The 24,079-nt window shown below is 69.0% G+C and carries 23 protein-coding genes; 18 read left to right on the top strand and 5 right to left on the bottom strand.

The genetic code is table 11. From position 1 onward, the window contains the following. Nucleotides 1-77: 77 nt before the first annotated feature. From GPX89_RS19655 to GPX89_RS19645, 3 genes are read left to right on the top strand one after another with little or no spacing between them, the layout of a single operon-like run. Nucleotides 78-2,591: a serine/threonine-protein kinase gene (locus GPX89_RS19655; RefSeq protein ID WP_157388983.1), complete on the top strand. Its 2,514-nt coding sequence runs from the start codon at nt 78-80 to the stop codon at nt 2,589-2,591. Then, nucleotides 2,588-4,783 (top strand): protein kinase domain-containing protein, encoded by a 2,196-nt coding sequence (locus GPX89_RS19650; protein WP_328602037.1) that lies wholly within the window; start codon nt 2,588-2,590, stop codon nt 4,781-4,783. The genes GPX89_RS19655 and GPX89_RS19650 overlap by 4 nt, the downstream gene beginning before the upstream one ends. 19 nt (nt 4,784-4,802) lie before the next feature. Further along, nucleotides 4,803-5,489 carry a nucleoside/nucleotide kinase family protein gene (locus GPX89_RS19645; RefSeq protein ID WP_328602036.1) on the top strand — a complete coding sequence of 229 codons (687 nt, stop codon included), beginning with the start codon at nt 4,803-4,805 and terminating at the stop codon, nt 5,487-5,489. Here GPX89_RS19645 and GPX89_RS19640 read toward each other — a convergent pair. From GPX89_RS19640 to GPX89_RS19630, 3 genes are read right to left on the bottom strand one after another with little or no spacing between them, the layout of a single operon-like run. Continuing rightward, the gene (locus GPX89_RS19640; protein WP_157388982.1) at nt 5,474-6,382 is read right to left on the bottom strand and encodes a PfkB family carbohydrate kinase; all 909 of its coding nucleotides are present in this window, start codon (nt 6,380-6,382) and stop codon (nt 5,474-5,476) included. The two genes, GPX89_RS19645 and GPX89_RS19640, sit on opposite strands and share 16 nt — an antisense overlap. Nucleotides 6,383-6,399: 17 nt before the next feature. Then, complete coding sequence (locus GPX89_RS19635; protein ID WP_157388981.1) at nt 6,400-7,230, bottom strand: SDR family oxidoreductase; 831 nt, start codon at nt 7,228-7,230, stop codon at nt 6,400-6,402. After that, nucleotides 7,230-8,873: an aldehyde dehydrogenase family protein gene (locus GPX89_RS19630; RefSeq protein WP_328602035.1), complete on the bottom strand. Its 1,644-nt coding sequence runs from the start codon at nt 8,871-8,873 to the stop codon at nt 7,230-7,232. The genes GPX89_RS19635 and GPX89_RS19630 overlap by 1 nt, the downstream gene beginning before the upstream one ends. 156 nt (nt 8,874-9,029) lie before the next feature. Between GPX89_RS19630 and GPX89_RS19625 the strand changes: the two genes are divergently transcribed. After that, the gene (locus GPX89_RS19625; protein WP_328602034.1) at nt 9,030-10,277 is read left to right on the top strand and encodes a PucR family transcriptional regulator; all 1,248 of its coding nucleotides are present in this window, start codon (nt 9,030-9,032) and stop codon (nt 10,275-10,277) included. 11 nt (nt 10,278-10,288) lie between these two features. Here GPX89_RS19625 and GPX89_RS19620 read toward each other — a convergent pair whose 3' ends face one another. Then, nucleotides 10,289-10,555 carry a DUF2277 domain-containing protein gene (locus tag GPX89_RS19620; protein WP_157388980.1) on the bottom strand — a complete coding sequence of 89 codons (267 nt, stop codon included), beginning with the start codon at nt 10,553-10,555 and terminating at the stop codon, nt 10,289-10,291. A 193-nt stretch (nt 10,556-10,748) separates the two neighbouring features. On the opposite strand from GPX89_RS19620, the gene GPX89_RS19615 reads away from it, so the two are divergent. Continuing rightward, the gene (locus GPX89_RS19615; RefSeq protein ID WP_033087693.1) at nt 10,749-11,573 is read left to right on the top strand and encodes a DUF1266 domain-containing protein; all 825 of its coding nucleotides are present in this window, start codon (nt 10,749-10,751) and stop codon (nt 11,571-11,573) included. A gap of 41 nt (nt 11,574-11,614) precedes the next feature. Here the strand turns inward: GPX89_RS19615 and GPX89_RS19610 are convergent, their stop codons facing one another. Next, a complete protein-coding gene (locus GPX89_RS19610) occupies nt 11,615-12,481 on the bottom strand; it encodes a hypothetical protein (RefSeq protein ID WP_328602033.1) in 867 nt (288 codons plus the stop codon). A 367-nt stretch (nt 12,482-12,848) separates the two neighbouring features. On the opposite strand from GPX89_RS19610, the gene ftsH reads away from it, so the two are divergent. The 13 genes from ftsH to GPX89_RS19545 all read left to right on the top strand — a co-directional run bounded on the left by ftsH (nt 12,849) and on the right by GPX89_RS19545 (nt 23,941). Beyond that, complete coding sequence (ftsH, locus tag GPX89_RS19605) at nt 12,849-15,200, top strand: ATP-dependent zinc metalloprotease FtsH (RefSeq protein WP_157388978.1); 2,352 nt, start codon at nt 12,849-12,851, stop codon at nt 15,198-15,200. Between the two features lie 175 nt (nt 15,201-15,375). Next, nucleotides 15,376-15,975 (top strand): GTP cyclohydrolase I FolE, encoded by a 600-nt coding sequence (gene folE / locus GPX89_RS19600; RefSeq protein WP_328602032.1) that lies wholly within the window; start codon nt 15,376-15,378, stop codon nt 15,973-15,975. 11 nt (nt 15,976-15,986) lie between these two features. Next, nucleotides 15,987-16,910 carry a dihydropteroate synthase gene (gene folP, locus GPX89_RS19595; RefSeq protein WP_456237930.1) on the top strand — a complete coding sequence of 308 codons (924 nt, stop codon included), beginning with the start codon at nt 15,987-15,989 and terminating at the stop codon, nt 16,908-16,910. Continuing rightward, a complete protein-coding gene (folB, locus tag GPX89_RS19590) occupies nt 16,907-17,305 on the top strand; it encodes a dihydroneopterin aldolase (RefSeq protein ID WP_328602031.1) in 399 nt (132 codons plus the stop codon). The genes folP and folB overlap by 4 nt, the downstream gene beginning before the upstream one ends. Further along, nucleotides 17,302-17,835: a 2-amino-4-hydroxy-6-hydroxymethyldihydropteridine diphosphokinase gene (folK, locus tag GPX89_RS19585; protein WP_328602030.1), complete on the top strand. Its 534-nt coding sequence runs from the start codon at nt 17,302-17,304 to the stop codon at nt 17,833-17,835. The genes folB and folK overlap by 4 nt, the downstream gene beginning before the upstream one ends. Before the next feature lie 16 nt (nt 17,836-17,851). Next, a complete protein-coding gene (locus GPX89_RS19580) occupies nt 17,852-18,319 on the top strand; it encodes a DUF3180 domain-containing protein (RefSeq protein ID WP_328602029.1) in 468 nt (155 codons plus the stop codon). 69 nt (nt 18,320-18,388) lie between these two features. Beyond that, nucleotides 18,389-19,405: a DUF6779 domain-containing protein gene (locus tag GPX89_RS19575; protein ID WP_157388976.1), complete on the top strand. Its 1,017-nt coding sequence runs from the start codon at nt 18,389-18,391 to the stop codon at nt 19,403-19,405. Between the two features lie 122 nt (nt 19,406-19,527). Further along, complete coding sequence (locus GPX89_RS19570; RefSeq protein ID WP_328602028.1) at nt 19,528-20,529, top strand: Rossmann-like and DUF2520 domain-containing protein; 1,002 nt, start codon at nt 19,528-19,530, stop codon at nt 20,527-20,529. A gap of 5 nt (nt 20,530-20,534) precedes the next feature. Beyond that, a complete protein-coding gene (gene panC, locus GPX89_RS19565; RefSeq protein WP_157388975.1) occupies nt 20,535-21,461 on the top strand; it encodes a pantoate--beta-alanine ligase in 927 nt (308 codons plus the stop codon). A gap of 13 nt (nt 21,462-21,474) precedes the next feature. Further along, a complete protein-coding gene (panD, locus tag GPX89_RS19560) occupies nt 21,475-21,894 on the top strand; it encodes an aspartate 1-decarboxylase (protein ID WP_157388974.1) in 420 nt (139 codons plus the stop codon). Between the two features lie 13 nt (nt 21,895-21,907). Then, nucleotides 21,908-22,714, top strand: coding sequence for a type III pantothenate kinase (locus GPX89_RS19555; RefSeq protein ID WP_157388973.1), 807 nt, complete (start codon nt 21,908-21,910; stop codon nt 22,712-22,714). A 193-nt stretch (nt 22,715-22,907) separates the two neighbouring features. Continuing rightward, the gene (locus GPX89_RS19550) at nt 22,908-23,513 is read left to right on the top strand and encodes a cysteine dioxygenase (RefSeq protein ID WP_157388972.1); all 606 of its coding nucleotides are present in this window, start codon (nt 22,908-22,910) and stop codon (nt 23,511-23,513) included. Further along, a complete protein-coding gene (locus tag GPX89_RS19545; RefSeq protein WP_198347498.1) occupies nt 23,510-23,941 on the top strand; it encodes a rhodanese-like domain-containing protein in 432 nt (143 codons plus the stop codon). The genes GPX89_RS19550 and GPX89_RS19545 overlap by 4 nt, the downstream gene beginning before the upstream one ends. Nucleotides 23,942-24,079 lie beyond the last annotated feature (138 nt).

Raw genomic sequence — 24,079 nt, 5'->3', positions numbered from 1 at the left:
GAATCTAAGAATCCACGACACCTATGGATCGACAGTACGGATCATCGACATCCGTGCCGAGCCAGATGGGTGCGGACATGACTTCTGGTTCCGACCACCGCTCCGGGGGTTACACGGCCGGAACGGAATTCAGCGCGGTCGCCGCCTTCGCCGCGGCCTGGGACACCGCCGCCGCGGCCCCGCCGCGCATCGCCGACTACCTGCCCGACGCGACCACGCTGCGCCGCGGCGCGCTGGTGGAGCTCATCCGGGTGGACATGCGTCACCGCTGGTTGCGCCGCCCCGGCCCGCCGTCCGGCACCACGCCGGCACCCAAGCGATTGCGCGAATACTGTTCCGAATTCCCCGAACTCGCCGCGCGGGATCTGCCCGCCGGGCTGGTGTACGAGGAATTCGTGATCCGGCGGCACAGCGGCGAGCGAGTGGATCCGCGCGACTGCCTGCGCGAGTACCCGCACCAGGCGGGCGAGCTGCGGGAACTGCTCAATGCCGACGACGATGACCAGAGCACGCGGCGCACGCGGCTGGACGAGTCCACGCGCGGCGGGCTCACCCTCGAACCCACCACACCCGCCCCCAGCGAGGAGACCCTCCACTTCGGAAGCCAGCTCGACGGTGAGACCACCCGGGTCCCCGAACCCGGTGAGCTGACGCTGTTCGAGGAGCCCTCGCAACCGGTCGGCACCGCCACCGATCGCACCCGTGTCACCGGCGGAGTCGGCGCGCCGGACACCGGGGAGTTGCTGGATCGCATCGAAATCGGCCAGCGCATCGATGATTTCGATCTGCTCACCAGCCTCGGCTCCGGGGCCTTCGCGCGCGTCTTCCTGGCCCGGCAGCGGTCGCTGCAGCGACTGGTGGCGGTGAAGATCTCCGCCGACCACGGCAGCGAGCCGCAGACCCTGGCCCAGCTCGACCACGACTACATCGTGCGGGTCTTCGACCAGCGGCTGATGTCGGAGCTGCGCACCGAGTCCGGGCGGCGGCTGCGGCTGCTGTACATGCAGTTCCTGCCCGGCGGCACCCTGCTGGGCGTGCTGCGCTGGGTGCGGGCCACTCCGCCGGCGCAGCGCAGCGGGCAGTTGCTGCTGGACGCGGTGGACGCGGCCATGGAGGAGAAGGGCGAGATCCGGCCCACCGATTCCAGTGTGCGCGCCGAGCTGGCCGGACTGAACTGGCCGGAAACCGTTGCGTGGCTGGGCCGTCGGCTGGCCGAGGCGCTGGACTACGCGGACGGGCACGGGGTGCTGCACCGGGATGTGAAGCCCGCGAACGTGCTGCTCACCGCCGAGGCGGTACCGAAACTGGCGGATTTCAATATCAGTTTCAGCCGGAATCTGGACGGCTCCAGTCCGGTCTCCTACTTCGGTGGTTCGCTGTCCTACATGTCCCCCGAACAGCTCGAGGCCTGCCACCCGGGCACCGAAGGGAGCGCCGCCGACCTCGACACCCGCGCCGACATCTTCTCCCTCGGCGTGGTGCTGTGGGAGTTGCTGACCGGGGCGAAACCCTTCGACGACAGCACCGCCGGACCCGGCGACCACGGTGATCGCACCACCCTCGAGGCCATGCTGGACCGGCGGCGGCACGGCGTCGACACCGCGGCCCTGGACCGGGTGCCGCCCGACTGCCCGGCCGCGCTGCGCCGCGTCCTGCTCACCTGCCTGGACCCCGATCGCGAACAGCGCTGGCGCAATGGCGCGGTGCTGGCCAAGCAGCTCGACCTGTGCCTGGACGAGCGGGCCCGCGACCTGGTCGACCCGCCGCCGCACAGCTGGCGGATGCGCTTGCGGCCGTGGCTGATTCCGCTGGTCGTGCTGGCGGTGATCGTGCCGAACACCCTGGCGTCGCTGTACAACATCGCCCATAACCGGGCGTTCATCATCAGCCACCTGTCCGACTCGGCCATGCACACCTTCGTGCTGACCACGGCGACGGTGAACCTGGTGTTCTTCCCGCTCGGCGCGGTGGTGACCGCCTATCTGTGCCGCTATGTGATCGTGGTGCCGCGCGGGTTGCGCACCGGACGCGAATACGACCCGGACACGCTGCGGCGCGCCCGCGCCGACGTATTGCTTGCCGGGGAACGTATTTCGCTGGTGGTGTTCTCGCTGTGGGTGCTCGCGGGGATCACCTTCCCGCTGATCCTGCGGCTCACGGCCAGTGACCTGCCGGTGGGCGGTGTGGTGCACTTCCTGGTGTCGCTGGTGGTGTGCGGAGCCATCGCGGTGGCGTATCCGTTTTTCCTGGTCGCCTTCTACCTGGTGCGCTGCATCTATCCGATGTTCCTGCGGCACGGGGACATCAGCGCCGAGGACGCGGTGTGGCTGCACCGGCTGGGCCGGCGCTGCACCACGTATCTGGCGGTGGCGGCGTCGGTGCCGCTGCTGGCGGTGGCGGGCGTGACCTTCCTGCCGCCGGACGACATTCCCCGGGTCATCGTGGCGGTGCGGGTGCTCAGCGTGGGCGGCATCGCCGCGTTCGTGCTCGTCTACGCCATGTTCCGGGCACTGGAGGCCGACCTGGCGGCACTGGAGCGGGTGGTGTCGCCGACGCGGGCGCCCGGGAACCCGGCGGGTACCGAACCGTGAGTGAGCTTCCGGCGCAAGCCCTCGCGCGCTTCTCCGCCGATTGGGAATCCACCCTGAGGGGTGAGCGTGGTGAACCGCCGCGTCTGGCCGGTTACCTGCCCGACGGCGACACCGTGCGATTGGCGGTCCTCACCGATCTGGTGCGGGTGGACATGCGCCGGCGGTGGCTGCGGGCCGGGCTGGAGAAGCGGATCGCCGAATACCGCGCGGAGTTCCCGGAATTCGGCGACAGCCCGGACTTCGCGGACCTGGTGTGCGAGGAGTACGTGGCCCGCAGTCGCTTCCGGCCGCTCGACGTGGACAGCTTCACCGCCGAATACCCGGAGGTCGCCGGGGAGATCCGCCGCCGGTTCACCGGCGCCGCCCCGCCGCCCGCGCCGCCGCTGCCCGACGGCATCGAAATCGGGCGTCGCCTCGACGATTTCGACCTGCTGACCGATCTCGGCGGGGGTGAGCGCGGCCGCATGTTCCTGGCCCGGCAGCGGTCCATGCAGCGGCTGGTGGCCGTGCGGGTGGAGGCGGGCGCGGACAGCGACACCGAGACCGTCGCGCAGCTCGATCACCAGCACATCGTGCGGGTCTTCGACCAGCGGTTGATCGCCGACGGCAGCACCGGGAAACCCCTGCGGCTGTTGTACATGCAGTACCTGCCGGGCGGGACGGTCGACGGCGTGCTGGCGCAGGCCCGCGCGGAACCGGGTGCGGTCGCCGACGGCGGGCTGCTGCTGCGGGCCATCGACGCCGCCATGGAGGCGAAGGGTGAGAGCCGCCCGTCCGGTTCGCGGGTGCGGTCGGACATCGCCGGGCTCTCGTGGCCGGAAACCGTTGCGTGGGTGGGTCGTCGGCTGGCCGGGGCGCTCGAATACGGTCAGCAGCACGGGGTGCTGCACCACGATATCCGGCCCGCCAATGTGCTCTTCACGGCTGAGGGCGTACCCAAGCTCGCGGATTTCGCGCTGGGACCGGGCTATTGGAACAACGGACTCCCCGGCTCCCGCGGTCTCGGCGCGAACGGTACCGAGGCGCTGCGCTATCGCTCGCCGGAGGCACTGGCGGCACTGCTGGATCCGGCCGCGCCGATACCCGATACCCGCGGCGATATCTACTCGCTCGGACTGGTGCTGTGGGAGATGCTCACCGGCGCACTGCCCTTCGAGGACGAGGACGATGCCGCCGGGGACGAGGCGGTGGCCGCCATGCTGGCCCGCCGGATCGCCGGGGTGCCGGAGGCCGCGCTGACGGCCCTGCCCGCCGACACTCCGGCGGCGCTGCGGCGCGTGCTGCTGGAATGCCTGCGGCCCGATCCGGCGCGGCGCTGGCAGAGCGGGGGACAGCTGGCGGGTCAGCTGGACCTGTGCCTGGACGCACGGGCCAGAGACCTGGTCGATCCGCCGCGCCGCAGTCCGTGGGCGCGACTGCGGGGCTGGCCGGTGCCGATCGCCGTGCTGTGCGTGGGCCTGCCCAATGCCCTGGCCAGCTGGTACAACATCCGAATCAACAAGAGCCTCATCGTGGATGAGATGTCGGTGCTCGATCAGCACCGCTTCGGGCAGGTGGCTTTGGTGAACAATGCCATCACCTTCCCGCTGGCCGCGGTGCTGCTGCTGTGGCTGGCGCGGCGGCCGCTGACCGTGTCGTATCGACTGGCCCACGGACACGAGTACACCCCCGCCCAGCTGGCCCGAGCGCGCGCCGACACGCTGCTGATGGGGGAGCGGGCGGTGTGGATTCCGTTCGCCATGTGGATGATCGCGGGCATCGTCTGGCCGCTGGCGCTCGAGGGCGCGGGAGCGGACCTGCCGCACAATGCCTTCTGGCACTTCCTCACCGCGCAGGTGGTGTGCGCGCTCATCGCGCTGGCCTATCCGTTCTTCCCGATCATGGTGTATTCGGTGCGGTCGCTGTATCCGCAGTTGCTGGCGCGCGGTTCGGTGGGTCCGGCCGATCGGCGGCAGCTCTCTGCGCTGGCCCGGCGCAGCAATCTGTATCTGGCCGCGGCCGCCTCGGTGCCGCTGCTGGGCGTCGCGAGCATGACCTTCGTGTCGACCGCGGACCTGTGGCTGGTGATCGTTCCGCTGCGCTGGTTGAGCGTGGGCGGGGTGCTGGCGTTCGTGCTCACCTATCGGCTCTCGCGGCTGCTCGAGGACGACCTGCGGGCGCTCGTGCGTGCCATTCCCGAAGGCGGGCACTGACTCCCCGTAGGGTTGGGGGGTGGCGATACGCGGCGGTGTCGAAACCTCCTTGGCGGAGTTGGCGGCTCGCGTCCGCCGCCGCGCGGAAGGTCATTCCGGTCGGTTTCTGCTCGGCATCGCGGGCCCGCCCGGCGCGGGCAAATCCACTCTCGCCCGCGGCATTCGCGACGAACTGAACCTGGCCGCGGGCGCCGCCATCGCCGAAGTCGCGCCCATGGACGGCTTCCACCTCACCAACGCACAACTACGCGCCGCCGGAATCCTCGACCGCAAGGGCGAACCCGACACCTTCGACACCGCGGGCTACCTCGCGCAGCTGCGCGCGATCCGCGACACCGCGCCCGGCATCCCCGTGTCCTGGCCCACCTACGATCGCGCGATCCACGAACCCGTGCCCGGCGGTGTGGTCGTCGACCGCCAGACCATCGTCATCACCGAGGGCAACTATCTGCTCCTCGACGATCGCGCCCACCCCGCCTGGTCGGCCGTGCGCGTGCTGCTCGACGAGACCTGGTACCTGGACGTGCCGCGCCCGATCATCGAACAACGGCTGCTGCGCCGCCACATTCGCGGCGGCCGCACCCCGGAGGCCGCGCGGACCAAGGTCGTACAGAGCGATCTGCGCAATGCCGTCCTCGTCGAATCCACCCGCGCCCGTGCGGATCTGGTGCTGCGCAAGGCTGGACGCGGCTACCGGATCGACTGAATATCGAAGTGCCGCATCCATTCCCGGGTTCCGGTGTACCGGCACGAAAAGGAGGCGACCTCGGCGGCGTGGCGCAATGCGAGCGGGAATTCCTCGCCGAGCGCGGAGAAATAGCAGAACGCGCCGTGCAGAATGTCGCCCGCGCCGAGCGTGTCGACAATGCCATCGGTCGCCACCGGGATCTCGCCGCGGCCGTCCGGAGTGGAATAGCGGATGGACCGGCCACCCCGGGTGATCGCGACCAGTCGCGGACCCGTCGCGTGCAGGAAGTCGATCACCTCGTCGATATGGCCGGAGTCCAGTTCCGGTGGCGCGAACTTCTCGGAGCAGATCGCAATGGTGATGTCCGGCAGCAGTTTCCGGTGGACCTCCTCCCGCCACCGCCCACCGTCCAGAACCACCGGGATGCCGCCTGCCAGGCCCGCGGCCTCGAACGCCAAGCGCGGGTAGTGGCCATCGACCAGCACGATATCGGCGTCGTCCAGGTAGTAGGGCTCGCCGGGCGGGTACGGATCCCGCTCCGCGCCGTCGGTCGAGACGATCGTCCTGGTCCCGGTTTCCGAGGCGACGACGATGGAGGACACCGGGGGACGGTCCGCGTCGCCCGCGGCCTCATCCCAGATCTGTATCCCGAATTGCTGCAACTCCGTCCGAATCGGCTGAGCCAGTGCATGACTGCCCAGCGCAGTCATCAGGCCGGTGCCGCGGGCCAGGCCGGGGAGTCGGCGATGCGAGAGGTACGCATGGGTGATCGCGGCATTGGCGGCCGGACCGCCCGCGCCGAGGAACAGTTCCCCGGCGCGGGTCTTGGTGTCTTCGACGGGATATCGGTCGACGGTGTAGGAGAGATCGAGCGTCGACAATCCGACGAACACCCCGGTCTGGTTGTCCATGCCGCCGACCCTACGAGCTATTCACGCACCCGGTGCTCGTAGGCCCTGCGCGCGTCGGAGTCCACATCGTCGAGGAAGGCGGACTGCGCGCCCAGCGCCCGTCCGAGAGCATCGCCCCACGCCTCCGGGAGGAAGCCCACCACCTGCGAGATGACCCCTGCCACGGTGGTGACCCGCACCTTGGAGCGCGGCGTGACGATCAGCTTGGCGATGGCGTCGGCGATCTCCTCCGGCTCCGCGGGGCGCAATACCTTGGGGGCCGTGATGCCCGTTCCCAGTTCGGTTCTGGTGAGCGTCGGCAGCACCGACGAGAACCGCAGCCCGGTGCCCCGGTACTCCTCGCGCAGCGTGTCGGTGAAGCCCAGCACCGCGTGCTTGCTGGCGTTGTACGTGGCCAGGCCCGGGATGTGGGTCTCACCCGCCAGCGACGCGATATTGATGACGTGCCCGCGCCCGCGCGGCAGCATGCGCGCGATGGCCAGCTTGGAGCCCAGGATCACGCCGTACACATTGATGTCGAGAATGCGGCGGGTGATCTGGTCCGGCTCGTCCACCACACGACCGGTGGGCATGATCCCGGCATTGTTGATCAGCACGTCGACCGGCCCGAGGCGGCGCTCCACGTCATCGAGGAACGCCTCGAAGGACTGGTGATCGGTGACGTCCAGCGTGCCGTACACGTCGAAACCCCGTGCGGCGCCGGACTCCTTGACGGTGGTCTCGTCGATGTCGCCGATGGCGATCTTCGCGCCCAGCGCCTGCAGCGCGGTGGCCGTGGCCAGGCCGATGCCGCGCGCACCGCCGGTGATGACGACGACCTTGCCCGCGATCGTTCCGAAATCGGTCATCACAGCCCCCGGACGGTCTTGATGATGGCGGGCAGGTTGACGCGCCGCAGCCCGCGTGTGCCCGCGGCCCGCATGGCGGCCATGGCGAAGGTCAGCTTGGGCGGCGAATACGGGAACCACAGCGGCTCTTTGGTCTGCGTCGGCAGCAGCGGCTTGGTGATGGCCTGCTGACGGCAGTACTTGCGCACGCCGTTGGGGCCGCCCCAGCGCGCGCCGGTGCCCGACAGCCCCCAGCCGCCCATGGGCAGCGCGAAGCTGAACATATTGGCGAACACGTCGTTGATGTTCACCGCGCCCGCGTTCAGTTGGCGCGCAACGCGTTCGGCGCGATCCTTGTCGCCCGACCACACCGAGGCCGACAGCCCGTAGATCGAATCATTGGCCAGCCGAATGGCTTCCGCCTCGTTCGCCACCTTCATGACCGGCAGCGTCGGGCCGAAGGTCTCCTCGGTCATGCAGCTCATGGTGTGGTCCACGTCGGCGAGCACGGTCGGCTCGAAAAGCGTTCCGACACCGGTGCGCTTGCCGCCGGTGGTGATGCGCGCACCCGCCTTGACAGCCTCCTCGACGTGCCGCTGCACGATCTGCGCCTGGTTCTCGTTGGCCAGCGCGCCCATGTCGTATTCGGGCTTGCGGCCGTCCACGCCCTGGCGGACCTCCTTGACCGCGGCGGTCAGCTTCGCCAGGAACTCGTCGTAGACGGGCGCTTCCACGTACACGCGCTCGACCGAGATGCACACCTGCCCGGCATTGAACAGCCCGCCGAAGGCGATGCCGTGCGCGGCCCGGTCGAGATCGGCGTCGGCCAGCACGATGGCCGGATCCTTGCCGCCCAGCTCCAGGCTGAACGGGACCATGCGCTCGGTGCAGGCCGCCGCGATCTTGCGGCCGGTCGCGGTGGAGCCGGTGAACTGGATGTAGTCGGCGTTCCCGACCACGGCCGCGCCGGTGTCGCCCGCGCCGGTGACCACCTCGAACACCGGCGGTGCGCCGATCTCACGCCAGCCGCGCGCCAGCTCGACGGCCGAAAGCGGGGTCACCTCGGAGGGTTTCAAAATGACCGCCGCGCCCGCGGCCAGCGCCGGGATGACGTCGATGACCGGCATGGCCAGCGGGAAGTTCCACGGGGTGATCACGCCGACCACCTGGTAGGGCCGGAACACGGTGGTCAGCTGCTTGACCCGGGCGAGCGGGCTGTGCGGCGAAGGATGTTCGTCGGCAAGGAATTTCGCGGCGCGGCGGGCGTAGTAGCCGGTGAGGTCGACCGAGAAGGCGGGGTCGATGAGCGAGTCCACGCGGGCCTTGCCGGTCTCGGACTGCAGCACGTCGGCCAGGCGATCTGTGTTGTCCACCAGCCAGTCCTGCAGTTTGAGCAGCCACTCCTTGCGGCCGTCGGGGCCCAGCGCCTCCCACGCGGGCTGGTGCGCGCGCAGTTCGCGAACCTTGGCGGCGACCGTCTCGGCCGAATCGATCGGGACCGTGCCCGCCAGCGCGCCGGTCGCCGGATTGCGGACCTCGAGCTCGGTGGGCTGCTTCGGCGCGTCCGGTTTCGGGGTGGCCGCTGTCTTCGCGGCGGCCTTGGCGGCGGGCTTACGGGTCCCGGTCTTGCGAGCGGTGCCCGCGGCGGGTTCGGTATTGGTCACGGTGTGCCTTCCCCACGTGCGCTACGTTGCGACGGTGAGCTGTGTGGCAGCTCACTGGACTATGATCGTGACACAATTTCCAGGGCCGATGCTTGGCCAATCGGGTCAATTGTTCCGGTCGGTTTTGTGCTCTGAGTACAAGTCTGGAGGGCTTTCGTGGCGACGACGGCGAACAGCGCGGAGATCCGTCAGTGGATCGCCGACTTCGTCGCCGAAACCCTCCCCGGCGACACGCTGGAACAGGTCGTCACCCGCCTGGACAACGCGATCATCGCCCGCATCCCGGAACTGCGGGACCCCGATATGCGCCGCGACCTCGCCGCCAGCAGCCGGGCCCACGCCGTCGAGGTGCTCAGCGGGCTCACCCAGGACCGCTTCCACTATCCGGTCCCCGAGGAGGCGCACGCCTTCGCCCGCACGGTCGCCCGCCGCGGCTACGACGTCCGGCTGCTGCTGCGGGTCTACCACCTCGGCCAGGAAGCCGTCATCGATTACATGACCGAGGTGATCGAACAGCGGCAGCTGCCCCAGGACATCGAAAGATCGGTGCTGCTACGACTTTTCGACCGCACCACACGCTGGGCGAGCCACTCGGTCGAAACCCTCACCGACACCTACATGGCCGAACGCGAAAGCGGGCTGCGCGCGGCCTTCACCCAGCGCGCCGAGATCGTGCGCGCCCTGCTCGACGGCGCCGAGGTCGACACCGAAACCGCTTCCGGCAGGCTGGGATACCGGCTCGCGCAGCGGCACCTGGCACTGGTGCTGTGGACGGATGTGGACAGTGCGCCACTGCCCTCGGACGGCAACGGCGAGGCCGTCGGCCAGCTCGACCGGATCGTGGCCCGCTACGCGACCGCGCTGGGCAACGGCAGCCTGCTCACCATGCCCTCGGGCGCGACCGCCCTGTGGGCCTGGATCGGAGTGGACGGCGAACTGCCCGAGCCGGACGATCCGGCGTGGTCGGTGGAGGCTCCCGTGCGGGTCGCGGTCGGGCTGCCGGCCGCGCACACCACCGGATTTCGCGACAGCCACCGCGAGGCCGTCGCCGCGCGGCACGTGGCCGAGCGGGCCCGCCCGGACGGGCCGCGCGTGCTGCACTACTCGGAGGTCGAGGTCGCCTATCTGGCGGGAGCCGACGAGAGCGCCATGCGGTCGCTCATCGACAGGGAACTGGGCGCACTCGCCGCACCCGACGCACAGTCGGCGCGATTGCGGGAAACCTTGCATGCCTACCTGCGAGCCCGCCGCAGCCCGGACGCGGCCGCGAAACTGCTCGGCGTGCACAAGAACACGGTGCGATACCGGATTCAGCGCATAGAAGAACTACTCGGTCACTCTCTCGACCAACGGGGTCCGCGCCTGGAGATCGCGCTCGACTGCGTGTCGGTGTACGGCGTGTGAACGCGCGAGCGTCAGCTCGCTTCTTCGGTGACGGTGTCGCGCACCCGGCGACGCGCCGGCGCCTCGCCCTCGGCGGCCCGGCGATCCGGTAATTCCGCCAGCAATTGGGTGGTGGCCTCGGCGATCGCCTGCACCGCCTTGTCCACCGCGGCCTTGGTGGCCGTGGTCAATCCCGATACCCCGCCGACCTTGCGCACGTATTCCTGTGCGGCGGCGTAGATTTCCTGCTCCGTGGCAGCCGGCGTGAGCCCGCGCAGCAGGGTGATGTTCCCACTCATGCCCCCAGAGGTTAGCGCCCGATTACCCGCTGTGACAGGGCAAGATTCAGACAATTGCGTGAGTGTGTCGCGGTGGGTTCCGGGGATTCAGAACCGACCGGTTTGCTCAGTGTTCGCAACCGACCCGCCCGGTGTGGCACACGCGATCGGCGAATAGCGGGCCACTCCAAGATCGATGGTGAACAATCGTGGTATGCCCGCCCGCGACGTGCCAACGCTGACGACCTTCCCCTACCCGGAGCTCGACCAGCGCGAGGACGACCATTGGTCAGGTGCGCAGGTCTCCGACGACGAGCTGCGCGCCTTATCGCTGGGTGGCTTCTATTCGGCGCGCTGGGACGCCTTCCACGACGCGCTGCTGCTCGGTCCCGAACGCGAGCATCCGCTGGGCGATCGCCGGGAGCTTGCCATCGATACGCTCACCGGCGCGTGGGGCATCACCGACGGCACCGAGGCCATGGCCTCGATGGAACAACTCCTCGACGGTATGCACGGTCCCCTCTACGCGCTCGTGCATCCGCTCGTCATGGCGGCCATCAACTCCCCTGAACGCGATCGCTTCGGCGAGCGCGCCGATCGGCACCGCGCCTTCCTGCGGCAGGTCGGTTCCTTCCGCGGCATGGAGAATCCCGAGGCGCTGGTCCGCGATTACGACATCTGGTCGCAGGCCATCAAACTCGGCCTCACCGACCATCTGGTCCGGCCGCTGCCCACCGATATCCAGGCCTGGGATCTGGCCCGCGTGGTCGCCGTCGCCCGCATGGCCTACACCGCCGGCTACCTCGACGCGGACGTCGCCTGGGACTACCTCATGCGCGCGCTGCCCCCGGCCCAGCGCAAATACCGCAACTGGCGGCAATTCGGCGACGCCTACCTGGCCGGGTGGACGTATTGGCAGGCGTGCGAGGACCTCGCGGAACTGAAGTCCGGCGGCGTGGATCGGCGCATGGAATTGCTGCGCCTGTGGATGCGGCCCACCAGCCCGTGGCGGCGCATCACGCTGCAACCGGACGAATAAATAGATCGGGTTTTGGGGGCTCGGCCCCCAAACCCTTTCGTCTAATCGGGCAGAGACCGGAGAATTCCGCGTCCATACCGCTGGAATTGCGCGTCGTCGACCATGCCGAGCGAATGCCGCTCGACCAGTAATTCCCATTCCGAGTACAGCTTCGACACGCCGGGATCCGCCGGACCCGCCGCGCCGTCGGCCACCTCGCGCTGGATCGCGAAATTCAAAGCGCCCGTGACCCGATCGGTGTCGGCCCGATCGGTGCCGGTGAAATGCCAGGTCAGGTTGCCGTCGCTGACCTCGACCCCGTACTCGCCGGGCGCGGCGCCCGGTGCCTCGGCATCGTCGGTGGTGCGCGCCCACAGCAGGGTCGCGATCGGTAGCTCATGGGCGAAACGCTTGCCCGAGCCGAGCGCGACGAAGATCAGCCGGGTGGTCGTGACGGCCAGCAGCCCGGTCGCCTTGGGGGCGGGCGGCTGTGCGGTGACCAGGGCCGCCTCGAGCACGTATTCCTCGGCGGTGACGTAGCGCTGCAGGGCGGCCACGGCCGGCTTGGCGTCGCGCTTGGGGGCCATGCGCCGCACCGCGCGATCCACGTCGGCGCGGGCGGGCCCGGTGCGACCCCAGGAGGGTGCGGGCGGGGTCAGGTCCGGCGCGGCCACGTCCAGCCGCTGGGTGGCCAGGATCTGATTGTTGATCCGCTCGACGATGACGGTGGCGGCGGGCACATCGTGTTCGGCGATGAGCACCGGCAGGGGCGTGCGGTCGGCGGGGACTCCGGTCAGGACCGGGGTGGGATAGCGCAGATAGATTTCGATGACGACGGCGTCATCGGCACGCCGGTTCAAACGCACCTTCAACAGGTCGCTGACCGGCACGTCGAGCACGCGCTCGCCGTCGGTTCCAGGTCGCAGCACAGTCAACCGGCCGTTGCCGTGCCGCACAATCGCCGTGGGTGTCCGTAGCTCGACTATGTCCATACCCCCTGCGCTCTGTTGTGTCGTCACTCACGATGAGACGACCATGCCATGATTGTGACCACTCGTGCCGACACCAGGGGGTGATCGACCCGATGTGTTGCCGCAGATGGTCGGGGAACCACCCGCGTTCTCCAGCCGTTTACTTCTTGAACTGCACCAGCAGCCGAACTGCGCGATGTATCGACTAGACCGTACGCGGTAACGTGGCATGTCCGCATCCGTTCGCCGGAACGGGCGTGCCCCGCAGCATCGCAGGCAAACCGGATACACCCCCCGGAAAGGACTGGCCGCCGGCCGACGCTCTATGAACCGCAAGACTGTGTTCCGCAACCTGGCCATAGTCGCGGGCTTCTTGCTCGTGATCTGGTTGGTCAGCTATTTCAGCAACGACACGCGCGACTGGCACAGCGTCGATACCTCGGTGGCTTTGTCCCAGCTCCAGGACAAGTCGAATGTCGAGTCCGTCCAGATCGACGACAAAGAGCAGCAACTGCGCGTCACGCTGAAGAACGGCAATGATGCCACCAAGGGTCAGACCAAGATCATCACCAAGTACCCGGGTGGCGGTGAGGTCTCCGCGCAGGTCTTCAAGGCCGCCGAGGATTCGGGCGCGAAGGTCAACACCACCGTCAAGCAGGACTCGTGGCTGAGCCAGATCCTGCTGTTCATGCTGCCCATGGTGATCCTGCTGGGCCTGTTCATCTTCGTGATGGCCCGCATGCAGGGCGGCGGTCGCGGCGGCATGATGGGCTTCGGCAAGTCGAAGGCCAAACTGCTGTCCAAGGACATGCCCAAGACCACGTTCCAGGACGTGGCGGGCGCCGATGAGGCCATCGAAGAGCTCTACGAGATCAAGGACTTCCTGCAGAACCCGTCGCGCTACCAGGCGCTGGGCGCGAAGATCCCCAAGGGCGTGCTGCTCTACGGCCCGCCCGGCACCGGTAAGACGTTGCTGGCCAAGGCCGTTGCCGGTGAGGCCGGGGTGCCGTTCTTCACCATCTCCGGTTCGGACTTCGTCGAGATGTTCGTCGGTGTCGGTGCTTCCCGCGTGCGCGACCTGTTCGATCAGGCCAAGCAGAACAGCCCCTGCATCATCTTCGTGGACGAGATCGACGCGGTCGGCCGCCAGCGTGGCGCGGGACTCGGCGGTGGCCACGACGAGCGCGAGCAGACCCTGAACCAGCTGCTGGTCGAGATGGACGGCTTCGGTGAGCGCACCGGCGTCATCATCATGGCCGCCACCAACCGGCCCGACATCCTGGATCCGGCGCTGCTGCGTCCCGGTCGTTTCGACCGGCAGATCCCGGTCGGCAACCCGGACCTCAACGGTCGCCGCGCGATCCTGCAGGTGCACTCCAAGGGCAAGCCGATCTCGCCCGACGCCGACCTCGAGGGTCTGGCCAAGCGGACCGTCGGCATGTCGGGCGCGGACCTGGCCAACGTGATCAACGAGGCGGCGCTGCTCACCGCGCGTGAGCACGGCAACGTGATCACCGGTGCGGCACTGGAGGAGTCGGTCGACCGCGTCATCGGCGGCCCCCGCCGCAAGTCGCGCGTGATCAGCGAGCACGAGAAGAAGATCACCGCCTACCACGAGGCCGGGCACACCCTGGCCGCGTGGGCGATGCCCGATATCGAGCCCGTCTACAAGGTCACCATCCTGGCCCGCGGCCGCACCGGCGGCCACGCCATGACCGTGCCCGAGGACGACAAGGGCCTGATGACCCGCTCGGAGATGATCGCCCGCCTGGTGTTCGCCATGGGCGGCCGCGCGGCCGAGGAACTGGTGTTCCACGAGCCGACCACGGGCGCCTCCTCCGATATCGACCAGGCCACCAAGACCGCGCGGGCCATGGTCACCGAGTACGGCATGAGCGCCCGCCTGGGCGCCGTCCGCTACGGCCAGGAGCAGGGCGACCCGTTCCTGGGCCGGTCCATGGGCACGAATTCGGACTACTCGCACGAGGTGGCCCGCGAGATCGACGAGGAGGTGCGCAACCTCATCGAGGCCGCGCACACCGAGGCCTGGTCGGTGCTCAACGACTACCGCGACGAGCTCGACTCGCTGGCCACCGCGCTGCTGGAGCGCGAGACCCTGCACCGCAAGGAGCTCGAGACGATTCTGGCCACCGTCGAAAAGCGGCCGCGCATCACGGCTTTCAACGATTTCGGCGCCCGCACTCCCTCGGATCGCCCGCCGGTGAAGACGCCGCGCGAGCTGGCCGCCGAGCGCGGTGAGCCGTGGCCCGAGGAAGACTCGCGTCCGGTGGCGCAGCCCGCCAACGGCCACCCCGAGCCGGCCTACGGCGGCGCGCCGCAGTACGGCTACCCGGCTCCCGCACCGCAGGGCTATCCGCTGCCGCAGGCTCCGGCCTACCCGCGCCAGGGGACTCCGACCCACGGTTCGCGTCCGGATTACGGCGCTCCGGCCGGTTGGTCGGCCCCGGGCTGGCCGCCGCAGGAGGAAGAGGGCCAGGCCCCGCAGCCGCGCGGCGCGTACGGCGGCTGGGCGCCCGCGGGCAACCAGCGGTACCAGCCGGGCGGCGGGCAGTACCAGCCGGGTTACGGCCAGCCGGAGTATCCGGCCGCGCCGCCGCCGTCCGGGAATGACGAGGACGAGAAGAACGGTTGGGACGGACCGAACGGTCGTCGCTGACCGCGGTCCCGATACGCTCATTGGGTTCGCGGCCCGGCTCGGGCCGGGCTCGGTAGCAGGGTGAATGCCCGGCGCCGAGCCCGCCCGAGTGGTCGGCGACCGCGTCCAGGCCGCGAGTGCATGTGCGGCAAGTCAACACAGGAGGTGTCGATTGTCGGCCACCAACAATCAAGTCGTGTCCGGCCCGATCGCGCTCGACACCGGTCGGCCCTTCGACCAGGAGCGCGCGGAGGCTGCCGTGCGCGAACTGCTGATCGCGGTCGGTGAGAATCCGGATCGTCCCGGGCTCGCCGACACTCCCGGACGGGTGGCTCGTGCGTACCGGGAGATGTTCGCCGGGCTGTTCACCGATCCTTCCGACGTGCTCAACACCACCTTCGACGAGGGCCACCAGGAGTTGGTCCTGGTCCGCGACATTCCGATGTACTCGACCTGTGAACACCACCTGGTGGCGTTCCACGGCGTCGCGCACGTCGGCTACATCCCCGGCCAGCACGGCCGGGTGACGGGACTGTCCAAGCTGGCCCGCCTGGTCGACCTGTACGCCAAGCGGCCGCAGGTGCAGGAGCGGCTGACCTCGCAGATCGCGGACGCGGTCATGGCCAAGCTGGATCCGCGCGGCGCGATCGTGGTGATCGAGGCCGAGCACCTGTGCATGGCCATGCGCGGTATCCGCAAGCCGGGAGCCTCCACCACCACGTCGGCGGTGCGCGGCCTTTTGCAGTCGAACGCGTCTTCCCGGGCAGAAGCCCTCGACCTCATTCTCCGGAAGTGAGCGCAGCGACCATGACCGAGAGCGGTACGCGGGGGGCCGATTTGGTTGTTCCTCGTGGTGGCCGCTCGTGTGTGGTGATGGGCGTCGTGAACGTCACCAGCGATTCCTTCTCCGATGGCGGCCGCTACCTGGATCCGGGGCTGGCGGTCGCGCACGGTCTCGAGCTGTACGAGATGGGTGCGGACATCATCGATGTCGGTGGTGAGTCCACGCGTCCGGGCGCGGTCCGCATCGATCCGGAAACCGAAGCGGCGCGGGTGGTTCCGGTGATCCGGCAGCTGGCGGCAGCGGGCGTCCCGACGAGCGTGGATACCATGCGGGCGAGCGTGGCCGAGGCGGCCATCGCGGCCGGGGTGTCCATGGTCAATGACGTCTCCGGTGGCCGCGCCGATCCGAACATGGTGAAAGTCGTTGCGGAGACCGATATTCCGTGGATTCTCATGCACTGGCGGGCCGACGCCAACTATGAGCACACCGGCCCGGCCGAACAGTACGACGATGTGGTGACCAAGGTCTGGGAGGAGTTGAACGCGCAGGTCGAGTTCGCGCTCGCGGGCGGCGTCGACTTCGGGCAGCTGGTGCTGGATCCGGGTCTGGGCTTCGCCAAGAACGCCGACCACAACTGGGAGTTGCTGGGCGGCATGTTCTATCGCATGACCGAGATGATGGACGCGGGGATCCCGGTCCTGATCGGGGCCTCCCGCAAGCGCTTCCTGGGCGGGCTGCTGGCCGACGAGCAGGGTCCGCGCCCGCCCGACGGCCGCGAGGTCGCCACCGCCACCATTTCCGCCCTGGCCGCCGAGCACGGGGCCTGGGGTGTGCGGGTGCACGATGTGCGGTCCTCGCTGGACGCCATCGCGGTGGTCGACGCGACCACCAATGCCGCCCGGCGGCTGCGCGAGCGATACCGGCGCGCGGCGGGGGAGTCGCTGTGAGCATCGATCGAATCGGATTGTCCGGGGACCGGATCGAACTGCGCGGTCTGCGCGTGTTCGGCTATCACGGCGTCTTCGACTTCGAGAAGCGCGACGGCCAGGAGTTCGTCGTGGACCTGACGCTGTGGACGGATTTCACCGCGGCCGCCAAGTCCGACGACATCGCCGACACCATCCACTACGGCGAGCTCGCCGAGCAGGTGGTGCGGATCGTGGCCGGTGAGCCGCGCGACCTGATCGAGACGGTGGTCTCGAACATCGCGGACGACGTGATGGCCGATCCCCGCATCGAGGCCGTGGAAGTGGTGCTGCACAAGCCTTTCGCGCCGATTCCGCATACCTTCGAAGACGTTCGAGTAGTCACGTCCCGCCGGCGTGGAGGAGTGGAACGGTGACCCGCGTAGTCCTGTCGATCGGATCCAACCTGGGTGACCGGCTGGCGCATCTGCGCAGCGTCGTGGCGGCGCTGGGCCCGCGCGTGACGGCGGTCTCGTCGGTGTATTCCACGCCGCCCTGGGGTGGGGTGCCGCAGCAGGACTACCTGAATGCCGTTCTGGTGGCCGAGGATCCGGCCCTGGAGCCCTCGGACTGGCTACGGCTGGGCCAGGAGCTGGAGCAGGCCGCGGGGCGGGTGCGCGAGGTCCGCTGGGGCGCGCGCACGCTGGACGTGGACGTGGTGTGGGCCGAGCGGCGCCGCCGCGATGTGCGGGTGGTGGTGCGCAGCCTGGATCCGGTGCTGACGCTGCCGCATCCGCAGGCGCACAATCGCGCGTTCGTGCTGGTGCCCTGGCTGGAGGTGGACCCGGACGCGGAGCTGGCGGTGGCGGGCGCGGCGCGCTCGCTGCGAGAGTGGCTGTCCGCCTTGGATTCCGACGAGGTGGCGGGTGTGCGCCGCACCGAGCTCACTTTGGGATGGACGCCGTGATGCCGGAGCTGATGCGGTGAAGCCGACCCGCGTTCTCGACCTGTGTGCGAATGTCCTGCTGGCCGCGATCGTGGCCTGGGTCGCCACCAATATGGCGTATTCGTCGTTCCCGCCGATCTCGGTGTTCTCGGGCGCCTCGCTGCTGCCGGTGGCGCTGCTGGAGGCGGTGCTGGCCTTCGTGATTCGGCAGCGCAAGGACAATCACGGGATCGGCCCGGGTTCCGGGCAGCTGCATCCGATCACGGCGGCCCGGGCGGTCGCGCTGGCCAAGGCGTCGGCGCAGGTGGGCTCGCTGGTGGGCGGTATCTGGGTGGGCTTCCTGGTGTGGCTGCTCACGCATTCGGATCTGCGTGCGGCGTCGTCGGATACGCCGGGCGCGGTGGTGGGTCTGGTCGGTGGTGTGGCGCTGGTGGCCGCGGCCTTGTGGCTGGAGTATTGCTGCCGTGCTCCCATCGATCCGCCCGATGAGGCAGCTACTTCTTAGCTAACGCTTTGGTGATGATGATCGCCAAGGTGGGGGTCCTGGTCGGAAGATCAAGCTACGCTGGCGGACATGGTTTCACCCTCCCGTAGCAGTGCTTCCCGTCGGAGGCGGGAGGACGCGGGAAAGTTGTTCACCGGCTTTCTGCTTCTCCTCGGACTGGTTGCCAGTGTTTTCCTGGTCTTCAGCGACAACCTCCATCTGATCCGTGTCGGCTTGGTCGCGGCCCTGTGGGCGGCCGCCATCGGCGCCCTGGCGGCCACGCGTTATCGCAGGGAGGCGGCCATCGACAAGGCGAAAGTGGGTGACCTCCAGAAGGTCTACCAACTCCAGCTCGAGCGCGAGGTTGCTGCCCGCCGCGAGTACGAACTCGGCGTGGAGACCCGGGTCCGCCACGAGGTGGGCGCCGACGCCACCGAGATGGCCGCGCTGCGTGCCGAACTCACCGTCCTGCGCGAGAGCCTGCAGCGTCTCTTCGACGGCGACCTGCCCTTCGAACGCCCGGCCCTGCGTGCGGATGCCGTTCGTGTCCAAGAACTTCCGGGCCGGGACGCCGAGCCGACCGCCGAAGCGGCGAATGATAGCTGGCCGGATGCCGATCCGTGGGACCCGTGGTCGTCGCCCGATCAGCCCGAGGACGACGAGGACCCGCGCGCCCGCATGTCCCCCAAGGTCGACCCGGCCCACCCGGAGGCGCCCGCCTTCGCGACCCCCTTCGACGACCCGGTCACCGCCGAGACCTCGGTCATCACCGACGCCATGCGCGCCGACTATGAGGCCGGGCTCGCCGCCGAAGCCGCCGAAGCGAATTCGGCCACCGAGACCCCGAAGCCGGAGCCGGCCAACGACTCCCGGCCCGCGGACTCCCTCACCAATCTCGGCGACAAGGGCGACGCCAAGAAGGTCGACGACAAGGTCGACGGCAACGCCCCCCTCCCGCGCCTGGCTCCCGATCCGGCCCCGATCGCCCCGGTCGGCCGTGCCACCGCCCGTCGCCGTCGCCGTGGTGACGACCCCGACCCGCAGGGCACCCACCGGCTCTCGGTCGCCGAGATCATGGCGAACCTGAAATCCGAGAACGCGAACTAGCGCCCGTCCGCCGGAGTTGCCTATCCCACATACAGTGGCTCCGGCGAATGGGCGGCGATATCCTCGCCGAGTAACGTCCGGTACCCGCAAGGCGGGACTGGAACGACTTTCGAGAGGACAAAGTGACCTCGGACAAGGATGTCTGGAGTGATCCTGCGCCCGCACGACTGACGGTGGGAATCGTCTCGGCGGGACGCGTCGGATCCGCGCTGGGCGCGGCACTCGAGCGTGCCGGTCATGTCGTATTCGGGGTATCCGCGATTTCGGATGCCTCGCTGCGCCGTGCCGCCACGCGCCTGCCGGATTCCCAGGTCCTGCCCGCCGAGGACGTGGCCGCCCGCAGCGAACTGCTGATCCTGGCCGTGCCGGACAGCGAATTGGCCGCTCTGGTGGCCGGTTTGGCGGCGGCGAACGCGGTCCGCCCGGGCACCATCGTGGCGCACACCTCGGGCGCGAACGGTGTGGGAATCCTCGCGCCGCTCACCGCGCTGGGCGCGCTGCCGCTGGCCATCCACCCGGCCATGACCTTCACCGGCCACGACGAGGACGTCGCGCGGCTGGCCAATGCCTGCTTCGGCGTCACCGCCGCCGACGACATCGGCTACGCCATCGCGCAGTCGCTGGTGATCGAGATGGGCGGCGAGCCGGTGCGGGTCTCGGAGGAGAACCGGACCCTCTATCACGCCGCCCTCGCGCACGGCAGCAACCATCTGGTGACCTTGATCGTGGATGCCGTCGAGGCCCTGCGCGCCGCGCTCTCGGGTCCGGGCCTGCTGGGCCAGCAGGCCATCGACGAGCAGCCGAACGGGCTGGCCGAGCGCATGCTCGCACCGCTGGCCTCGGCCGCGCTCGACAACGCGCTGCGCCGCGGCCCGGCCGCGCTGACCGGTCCGGTGGCCCGCGGTGACGTGGCCGCGGTGGCCGCGCACCTGAATGCGCTCGAGGCCCTGAATCCCCGTCTGGCCGCCGGGTATCGCGCCCAGTCGCTGCGTTCGGCCGAGCGTGCCCAGACCAATCCCGACCTGATCGATCTGCTGGAAGGACCCCGGCCCGGCGGTCAGGCCTGGAGGAGGCAGCGAAGCGTAACCACGGAAGGCCCCGATGGGCCGGAGAAAGGACTCTGACGCCCATGGACCCCAAGCTGATCGGCTCGTACAAGCGCGGCGAACTGACCGTGCACCACGATCCGGCCGTCATGACCAAGGTCGTCAAGGCCCTGAAGTCGGTCGGCCGCCGGGTCGCGCTGGTGCCGACCATGGGTGCGCTGCACGAGGGCCACCTGGAGCTGGTGCGGCTGGCGAAGCTGACCAACACCACGGTCATCGTGTCGATCTTCGTGAACCCGCTGCAGTTCGGCGCGAACGAGGATCTCGACAAGTACCCGCGCACCCTGGACGCCGATGTCGAGCTGCTGCGCGGTGAGGGCGTCGAGCTGGTGTTCGCGCCGAGCGCCAAGGACATGTACCCGTTCGGCCCGCGCACCACCGTGCAGGCCGGTCCGTTCGGCGACATCCTCGAGGGCGCGACCCGGCCGGGCCATTTCTCCGGCGTGCTGACCGTGGTCTCGAAGCTGTTCAACGTCTGCCAGCCGCACGAGGCGTTCTTCGGCGAAAAGGATTACCAGCAGCTGGCTCTGATCCGGCAGATGGTCGTCGACCTGAACATGGACGTGAAGATCGTGCCAGCGGCCACCGTCCGCGAGGCGGACGGCTTGGCCCTGTCCTCCCGCAACCGGTACCTGAGCGCCGAGGAGCGCGAGCTGGCCACCACCCTGTCGGCCGCGCTGCTGGCCGGTCGGCACGCCGCGGGCCGGGGTCCGGAGGCCGTGCTCGAGACAGCTCGGGCGATTCTGGATCTGGCCCCCGACATCAAGGTCGACTATCTGGCCCTGCGCGGTTCCGACTTCTCCGACCAGTGGCCCAGCGGCAATGCCCGCCTGCTGGTCGCGGCCCGGGTCGGCACCACCCGCCTGATCGACAATATGCCCGTCTCCATCGGCAAGCCCCTCGACGGCCTGCCCACCGTTCCCGACCAGCCTGCCCAGGCATCTCTCTAGGAGGGCGACGACGATGTTGCGCACCATGATGACGTCGAAGATCCACCGCGCCACGGTGACTCACGCCGATCTGCACTACGTGGGCTCGGTGACGGTGGACCAGGATCTGCTGGACGCCGCCGACCTGCTCGAGGGCGAGAAGGTCTCGATCGTGGACATCACCAACGGGGCCCGCCTCGAGACCTACGTGATCGCGGGCGAGCGCGGTTCCGGCGTGATCGGAATCAACGGCGCCGCAGCGCATCTCGTGCATCCGGGCGACCTGGTCATCCTCATCGCCTACGGCATGCTGGATGCCGCGGAGCTGAAGGACTATGCCCCGCACGTGGTCTTCGTCGACGAGCGCAATCGCCCGATCGAGCTCGGCACCGATCCGGCGCACGCCCCGGAGGGGTCGGACCTGATCTCCCCGCGCTCGCTCACCATGGCCTGAGCGGCGGGCGGGGATGCTGCTCTGTATCGATGTCCGCAACACCAGCATCGAGCTTGGCCTGTTCTCCGGAAGCGGGGACCACGCGAAGCTGGTGCGGCAGTGGCGGACGCACACCAATCCACTGCTGACCGCCGACGAGTTCGCGTTGCAGGTGCGCGGCCTGATCGGCGCGGACGCCGAGCAGGTGGTGGGCGTCTCGGCGCTGTCCACGGTGCCGCCGGTGCTGCGCGAGCTACGCGAGATGCTGTCGCGCTATTGGGGCCATGTCCCGCACGTGCTGGTGGAACCCGGTGTGCGCACCGGTATTCCGCTGCTGGTGGACAACCCCAAGGAAGTCGGCGCCGACCGCATCGTGAATTGTCTTGCGGCGTATCACCGTTTCCAGTCACCGGCCATCGTGGTGGATTTCGGCACCGCGATCTGTGTGGATCTGGTGTCGGCCAAGGGTGAATTCCTGGGCGGCAGTATCGCTCCGGGCGTGGAGATTTCAACGGAGGCGCTGATCGCGCGCAGCGCGCTGCGTCGGGCCGAGCTGACCCGCCCGCGTTCGGTGGTGGGCAAGAACAGCATGGAATGTCTGCAGTCGGGCGCTATTTTCGGTTTCGCGGGCCTGGTGGACGGCCTGATCGACCGTATTCGCGATATCGACGCGTTTTCCGGCGACGATGTGGCGGTGGTGGCCACCGGCGCCACCGCGCCGTTGATCGTGCCGGAGTCGGAGACCATCGAGCACCACGAACCGCATCTGACTCTGGACGGTCTGCGCCTGGTCTACGAGCGCAATCAGCAGCGCCGGGCTCGCGCGGACGCCCGGCCCTGAACGGACCGGCTGGAATAAAAGTGATGCAGTCGTCGCCGGGAGGCCCTGTTGAATCCCGGCGTCCCTCTGTTAGGCTCGCCGACGTGTATTCCCGCGTGAGCACCCAGGAGTGTTGTCGAGGCTGATTCGCCTCGACGGTCGTCGAGGCTTCGTATAGCCCCCGACCACTTTCACATTTCTTGGAGTTTCGCTCATGCGTTCCTCTGTTTTTTCCCTACCTGTCGACGCCCCGGTCTCGCGCCTGCTGCCCGAGGTCACCGAGCGGGCCACCGCCTCCGCCCTGCCCACCCGGCTGCGCCCGGCCGACCTGCTGCGCCTGACCGACGAGGGCGCCCAGGACGTGCTGGAGGGCCGCTACGACCACCTGCTGCCCGAGGACGGCCTCTGGCCCACCGAAAACCGCTGGGCGGCAAGGCTCGTCGCCGATGACGAGGTGGACATCTGGCTGATCAGCTGGGTCGAGGGGAAATACACCGAGCTGCACGACCACGCCGGCTCGCTGGGCGCGCTGACCGTGCTCTCCGGCGCGCTCTCGGAATACCGCTGGAACGGCCGGGAGCTGCGCCGCCGCACCCTCACCGCGGGTGATCAGGCCTCCTTCCCGCTCGGCTGGGTGCACGACGTGGTGCGTGCCCCGGCCGCAGAAGCCGGAATCACCGGCCCGCTGAATCCCACCTTGAGCGTCCACGCTTATTCACCGCCGCTGACGGCCATGTCCTATTACGAGGTCACCGGCCACGGCACCCTGCGGCGCACCCGTTCCGTCCTCACCGACCAGCCCGAAGGCGAACTCGAATGACCCACTTGACGATCGACGGCATGCTCGCCCACGCCCGGCAGCAGCTGCGCCGGGTGCTCCCGATCGAATTGCCGCAGGCCATCGCGCGCGGTGCGATTCTGGTGGATATTCGCCCGCAGGCGCAGCGCCTGCGCGAGGGCACCCTGCCGGGCGCGCTGGTCATCGAACGCAATGTCCTGGAATGGCGTTTGGATCCGTCCAGTTCCGCGCGTCTGGCCATGGCCGAACACCACGATGTGGAATGGATCATCGTCTGCTCGGAGGGTTACACCTCGAGCCTGGCCGCGGCCTCCTTGCAGCAGCTGGGACTGCGTCGCGCCACCGACCTCGAGGGCGGATATCAGGCCCTGAAAAAGGCGGGCCTGCTGACCGTCGCGGCCTCCGCCCCGCACTTCGAACGAGAGGTCGCGACTCTCGCCTGGCTGTAAAGCTCCGACTCGGGGTAGCCGAAGGGCGGCGGATCAAATCGATTTCCGCCGCAAGATAGGCTAAGGATCCGTGAGCGCCTCCAACCCCTCTTCTCCCGCAAGCACCACTGTTCCCGCTGGCCAAAAGCGTGCCGCGGC

The organism is Nocardia terrae (genome assembly GCF_009760405.1).
GTDB classification, from domain to species: Bacteria; Actinomycetota; Actinomycetes; order Mycobacteriales; family Mycobacteriaceae; genus Nocardia; species Nocardia terrae.
Note: the sequence above shows the minus strand (reverse complement) of the source record. Positions and strands in the feature narration are given on the sequence as shown.